7 protein-coding genes are annotated in these 5739 nt (G+C 72.1%); 2 read left to right on the forward strand and 5 right to left on the reverse strand.

The window, feature by feature from the left end:
• From VF612_RS14360 to VF612_RS14370, 3 genes are all read right to left on the reverse strand, one after another.
• Nucleotides 1-224: alpha/beta fold hydrolase (locus VF612_RS14360; RefSeq protein WP_408660537.1), on the reverse strand; the 224-nt coding region annotated here is incomplete at its 3' end.
• The gene (locus VF612_RS14365) at nucleotides 221-1489 is read right to left on the reverse strand and encodes a PQQ-binding-like beta-propeller repeat protein (protein ID WP_408660538.1); all 1269 of its coding nucleotides are present in this window, start codon (nucleotides 1487-1489) and stop codon (nucleotides 221-223) included. The genes VF612_RS14365 and VF612_RS14360, both read right to left, overlap by 4 nt.
• Before the next feature lie 16 nt (nucleotides 1490-1505).
• A complete protein-coding gene (locus tag VF612_RS14370; RefSeq protein WP_408660539.1) occupies nucleotides 1506-3107 on the reverse strand; it encodes a DEAD/DEAH box helicase in 1602 nt (533 codons plus the stop codon).
• Nucleotides 3108-3375: 268 nt separating this feature from the next.
• On the opposite strand from VF612_RS14370, the gene VF612_RS14375 reads away from it, so the two are divergent.
• Nucleotides 3376-4035, forward strand: coding sequence for a ferritin-like fold-containing protein (locus VF612_RS14375; RefSeq protein ID WP_408660540.1), 660 nt, complete (start codon nucleotides 3376-3378; stop codon nucleotides 4033-4035).
• Between the two features lie 31 nt (nucleotides 4036-4066).
• Here the strand turns inward: VF612_RS14375 and VF612_RS14380 are convergent, their stop codons facing one another.
• Nucleotides 4067-4294, reverse strand: coding sequence for a DUF3107 domain-containing protein (locus VF612_RS14380; protein ID WP_408660541.1), 228 nt, complete (start codon nucleotides 4292-4294; stop codon nucleotides 4067-4069).
• Nucleotides 4295-4446: 152 nt separating this feature from the next.
• Entirely contained in the window at nucleotides 4447-5154 is a 708-nt protein-coding gene (locus VF612_RS14385) for a TetR/AcrR family transcriptional regulator (protein WP_408660543.1), read from the reverse strand.
• 148 nt (nucleotides 5155-5302) lie between these two features.
• On the opposite strand from VF612_RS14385, the gene VF612_RS14390 reads away from it, so the two are divergent.
• Nucleotides 5303-5739: alpha/beta fold hydrolase (locus VF612_RS14390; protein WP_408660542.1), on the forward strand; the 437-nt coding region annotated here is incomplete at its 3' end.

Below are 5739 nucleotides of genomic sequence, written 5' to 3' on the forward strand. Positions count from 1 at the left end.
CCCGCGGCGCTGGTCGCCCACGCCGACTCGAACTGGCCGCGCTGATCGATGGCCACCGCCCGGTAGCCGGTGTCGGCCAGCGGCCGCAGCAGCGGCAGGAAGTCTTCCTTGCTGCCGGTGTAGCCGGGCACCAGCAGCACCACCGGCGCCGCCGGTTCCGGCCGGACCCCGCAGTTGTCCAGGGCGGCGATGATCCCGCCCGGCAGCGCGAACTCGGTTCTCATTGGTACATCCGGGTGTCCGGGCCGGCCAGCAGCAACCCGTTGCCGACCGGAAACGCTCGGAAGACCCCGGGCATGGCCGGCGCCAGGGCCACGGCCGCGCGCGGCTCGCCGGTGCTGCCGGAGTAACGGTGCACGGTGGCATCGTCCGAGGCGGCCAGCACGTCCGGTCCCACGACGGTCGCGGGGCCGGCGGCCGCTGCCGACCAGTTGGACGTCCTGGCCTTGTCGAAGCTGTACAGCCGGCCGAGCCAGAGCACCTCCAGGGTCTGGTTGCCGGAGTTCACGCCGTCGACGCTGGTGGCCGCCCGGGGCAGGCGGGCCAGCGGGCCGCGCAGCTCGGCAGGGTCGGCCAGCCGGCCGGAGGGGGTGTCGGCGCCCTTGTCGAGGCTGTAGCTGTGCAGCTCGCCGGTGGCCGGGTCCAGCGCGCCGACGAACGCGCTCGCCGCGACCGGAACCATCGCCCGTGGCACGTCCACCGACCATTTCTGCTCGTCGGAGGTCAGCCCCCGCAGCACCAGCCGGTGTTGCGCGCCGCAGGTGGTGCTGATCAGCACGCCCTGCGAGCCGGCAAGCGCCCGGTCGACCAAGCAGCGATCCGGTGCGACCCAGTCCCAGCGGTCCAGGCCGCCGGCGTTGTCGATGACGTGGACGGAGTAGCGGGCCACCGTCAGCACCACGTTCGGAGCGCTGGCGGCCTCGGTGATGCCGTTGTCGGTCATGGTGCGCTGCCACTTGACGGCGCCGGTCGCGGTCACCAGCCCGGTGACCTGATCGCAGTTGCCGTGCCGGTTGTAGATGGCGATCGTCGAGGCGTCCTGCTGCAGGACCGAGCAGAGCGTCTGGTCCGAGCGGGTGTAGTGCCACCGGAGCTTGCCGGTTCGGGCATCCAGGCCGTGCACGCCGTGGCTGTCATAGGTGACCACCACGCCGTCCTGGACCGGGGTGCCAGCGGCCGGCCGGTCGGTGCTGCGCCACGTCAGGGCCAGCGCGTCGGCGGTCGACCCGGTGGGGATCGGGGCCGGCGGCGCGGCGGTGTGGCCGGTGACGTGCACCAGCTCGCCGTGCGAATATGCGGCCCGTACGGCGAGGAACGTGGCCACCAGGAGAACTGCCAGGATCGCGGCGTAGCCACGCATGGCGCGGCTGGTACGGGCTTGATAGGCCTGCAGCGCTGGATGAGCCGGAGCGCCACGACCCGGCGGGGTCAGCTCCCGACCGGCCCGGTCCGGGGACCGGTCGGCGGTCAGCTCATCCGGGTGGGACACCTGTGCTGGTCCTGCCTCAGCCGGTGCTGCTCTGCTCCGCCGGGGCGGAGCCGGCCACCGGGGCGGACCCGGTCACCGGCGCGCCGGCCCGGGTACGCCGGCGGCGGCGGTTGCGGCTGGCAGCCGGCTTGCGCTCGTCCTGCTCGGACTCCGGCCCCCCCGCCGGAGCATCGGCACGCGACCGCGACCGCGACGATCCCTCGGTCTTGCGGGCGCGTCCCGGCGCGGGCCGCTCGCCGCGGGAGGACCTCTTGCGGTCCGGCCCGCCGAGGTCTTCCACCGTTTCGGCATCCAGCCCGGCGCGGGTACGGGCAGCACGTGGCAGCACGCCCTTGGCCGAGGTCGGGATGCTCAGTTCCAGGAACAGGTGGTCAGAGGTGGAGTAGGTCTCGACCGGCTCGTGCAGCGGCAGGTTCAGCGTGTCGCAGATCATCTTCCACTTGGGCAGGTCGTCCCAGTCCACCAGCGTCACCGAGGTGCCCGACTTGCCGGCCCGGGCGGTGCGCCCGATGCGGTGCACGTAGGTCATCGCGTCCTCGGGGCACTGGTAGTTGATCACGTGGGTTACGTCGTCGATGTCCAGCCCGCGAGCGGCGACGTCGGTGGCCACCAGCACGTCGACCTTGCCGGAGCGGAAGGCCCGCAGCGCCTGCTCCCGCGCGCCCTGGCTGAGGTCGCCGTGCACGGCGCCGGCGGCAAAACCGCGCTCGACGAGATCGTCGGCGACCTTCTGGGCGGTCCGCTTGGTACGGGTGAAGATCAGCGTCAGGCCGCGGCCGTCGGCCTGCAGGATCCGGGCAAGCACCTCGGTCTTGTCCATCGCGTGCGCCCGGTAGGCGAACTGGTCGACATGCTCGGTGGCCGGGATATGGCTGTCGGACTCGGCCCGGATCTGGATCGGCTGGTTGAGGAACTGCCGGGCCAGCGCCACGATCGGCCCCGGCATGGTGGCCGAGAACAGCATCGTCTGGCGGCCGGCGGGCAGCTGCGACATCAGCTTCTCGATGTCGGGCAGGAAGCCCAGATCCAGCATCTCATCGGCTTCGTCGAGCACCAGGCAGCGGACGAAACCGAGGTTCAGGTGGCCCTGCTGGGACAGGTCCAGCAACCGGCCCGGCGTTCCGACGACCACGTCACAGCCGGCCTTGAGCGCCTCGACCTGGGGCTCGTAGGCCCGTCCGCCGTAGATCGTGACCACTTTGGCGCCGAGTCGCTTGCCGGCGGTGGACAGGTCGCCGGCCACCTGCACGGCCAGCTCCCGGGTGGGGGCGATCACCAGCGCCTGCGGCTTGGCGCCCTTGCCGCTGGGCAGGTCGAGCCGGTTGAGCATCGGAACCCCGAAGCCCAGCGTCTTGCCGGTGCCGGTCCGCGCCTGGCCGATCAGGTCGGAGCCGGCCAGCGCGATCGGCAGCGTCAGCTCCTGGATGGCGAAGGTGTGCTCGATCCCCACCGCCTTGAGCGCCTCGATGATCTCGGGCTTGATGGCGAAGCTGGAGAACAGCGGGCTGTCGGGCTTGACCGGGGCGATCCCCGCCAGCGGGGCTATCACGACGGCATCGGGATCCGATTCGTCGGGAACGAGGGTGGTCGGGGCATCGCCGAAGGCAGCGTCTGTCATCTCGGGTATCCAATTCTGCGTACAGGTGCGAACAAGTCGTGGGCACCTGCGGCGGGGCCATCGCTACTGGCCGCCAGCGCGGCAGAGACCCGCTAGGACGGTGGAGCCGGCCCGGGGGACCCGTCTGCAACCAGGGCTGCAGGAGGCGGAGAACCCGATGCCTGAGGGCCCAGTCTAGCTGGCGGAGTCCTGCATCCTGCGCACCCCGGGTTACCGTGGGCCCCGCGCGCACGCGCCGCGACGTCCTGCGAGGGGGGAACCGAGGGCCATGACGGCTGCCGACGAGACAGATCTCGCCGCGATCATCGACCTGCTGGGCGTGCTGGCCTACGGCGAGTTGAGCGCCTTCGACCGGTTGGCAGCCGACGCCCGGATGGCGCCGACCATGGCGTTGCGCGCCGCGCTCAGCGAGGTCGCGGCGCTGGAGATGGGCCATTACCGCAAGCTGGTGACCCGGATCGCCGAGCTCGGCGCGGACCCGCAGCAGGCGATGGCGCCGTTCGTCGAAGCCGTCGAGACCTTCCACCGCCGCACCGAGCCCCGGACCTGGGGCGAGGCGCTGGTCAAGGCCTACGTCGGGGACGGGCTGGCCGCCGACTTCTACCTGGAGATCGCCCAGTACGTCGATCCGTCGACCCGGCAGCTGGTCACTGAGTCGCTGGCTGATTCGGGCAACGCCGCGTTCGCGATCAGGGAGGTGGGCGCGCTGATCTCCAGCGACCCGACTGCGGCGTCCCGGCTGTCGCTGTGGGGACGGCGGCTGGTCGGGGAGGCGATCACCCAGGCGCAGCGGGTGGCGGCCGAGCGGGATGCGCTGACCATGCTCATCGTCGGCGGGGTCGGTGACCTCACGGGCATCAGCCAGCTCACCGACCGGATCACCCGCAAGCACACCCAGCGGATGACCGCGATCGGCCTGTCGAACTAACGGGCCTGTCGAACCAGCCGTTTCGAACTGGTCAGCTGGCGACGAAGCCGACCCGCCGGCTGTCGGCCTGGGCGATCTCGACGTAGGCCACCAGGTTCGCCGGCACGATCACCCGGCGACCCCGCTCGTCGGTCAGCGACAGCTGGCCGTCCACGCTCCTGAGCGCCGCGGCGACCACTTCCTCGACCTCGGCGGGCGTCTGGTTGCTCTCCAGCGCGATCTCGCGGGGAGTGTGCAGCACGCCGATCTTGACCTCCACGCGATCCTCCAGTTCAGTGGCCGCACCTGCTGCGGTGACGGCTGAGATTCAGGCTCCGACGCCGGACACCATCGGCTCCGGACGGTTCCACGCTAGTCGAACCCCGACTCCGGGTCGCCGACCGGTCGCTGCGCTGTGAGCGAACGACGCGTTCAGCCGCCAGCCGACGGCCCGGACCTGCCAGCCGACGGCCCGGACCCGCCAGCCGATGGCCCGGACCCGCCAGCCGACGGCCCGGACCCACCCGGCTGCAGCGGGAAGAACGAGATGCCGCGCCACTGCAGGGTCTCCAGCAGCCGGACCGCCTCGGCCTTCGGGATCGGGCGGTCGGCATCGAGCCACCAGGTCGCGGTGATCTGCGCGGCGCCGGTGAGCGCGACCGACAGCAGCTCGGCCTGCGGACGGCCCAGCCCGGTGTCCGCGGCCACGGTGTCTGCCACCGCCTGCATGGTGATCCTGGCCACCCGGTCGACCCGTTCGCGCACCGCCGGCTCGTTGCCCAGGTCGGAGGAGAAGATCAGCCGGAAGGCGCCCTCGTCCCCCCGGTCGGCGCCGTCGATGAAGTCGAAGTACGCGGTCAGCACGTTGTGTACCCGGACCCGGTTGTCCTCGGTCTCGGCCAGCGCCTGCCGGACCCGCTCCAGGACATCCTCGGCATGGGTGTCCAGCAGGGCCAGGTACAGGTCCAGCTTGCCGGGGAAGTGCTGGTACAGCACCGGCTTGGACACCCCGGCGCGGATCGCGATGTCGTCCATGGCCGCGGCGTGGTAGCCGTGGGTCACGAAGACTTCCTGGGCGGCCGCCAGCAACTGCTTCCGGCGCGCCGAGCGGGGCAGCCGGGCGCCTCGTGAGGTGTCCATGGTTTCGGTCACGAAGACCCTCCTGGCCGGCACTGGGACGAGTCGATGCTACCGGTGGGTAGTCCGGCTGACGCACGATCGTCCGCCAGCGCCGGCCCGCGCTCCCGCCGGGCGGCGGGCCGGGCGAGGCGACGGTAGTTTTGTTCCAATGAACACCCCGCCCGCGCAGCGCCGCCCGGTCCTGGGCAGCCGCGCGCTGATCCGGGGCCGGCAGCTCGCGCAGGCCGGCTCCGGCCGGTTGCGCCCGCGGCCCAGCCGGCCGCTGCGGACGGCGACCCTGGCCAGCACGGCCGAGTACCGGTTGGCCGCGCCGAACCCCGACCGCCAGCCCTGGCCGGCCACCGAGCTGCAGGTCGGCCAGAACCGCATCAACGTCCGTCACACCCCCTCGGCGAACCCGGACGCCGAGCCCGCGCTGTATGTGCACGGCCTGGGCGGGGCGTCCACGAACTTCACCGACCTGGCCGATCTGCTCTCGCCCTGGCTGGACGGCCATGCCCTCGACCTGCCCGGCTTCGGGCGCTCCGGCCCGCCGCCGCGCGGGGACTACTCGATCGCCGCCCACACCCGGCTGGTCATCGACTA

It is taken from the genome of Jatrophihabitans sp., assembly GCF_036388195.1.
Lineage (GTDB): Bacteria > Actinomycetota > Actinomycetes > Mycobacteriales > Jatrophihabitantaceae > Jatrophihabitans_A.

Excerpts from the sequence above, each read along its gene's own strand:
- VF612_RS14375 (WP_408660540.1), top strand. The coding sequence starts at position 3,376 with ATGACGGCTGCCGACGAGACAGATCTCGCCGCGATCATCGACCTGCTG.
- VF612_RS14370 (WP_408660539.1), bottom strand. The coding sequence starts at position 3,107 with ATGACAGACGCTGCCTTCGGCGATGCCCCGACCACCCTCGTTCCCGAC.
- VF612_RS14385 (WP_408660543.1), bottom strand. The coding sequence starts at position 5,154 with ATGGACACCTCACGAGGCGCCCGGCTGCCCCGCTCGGCGCGCCGGAAG.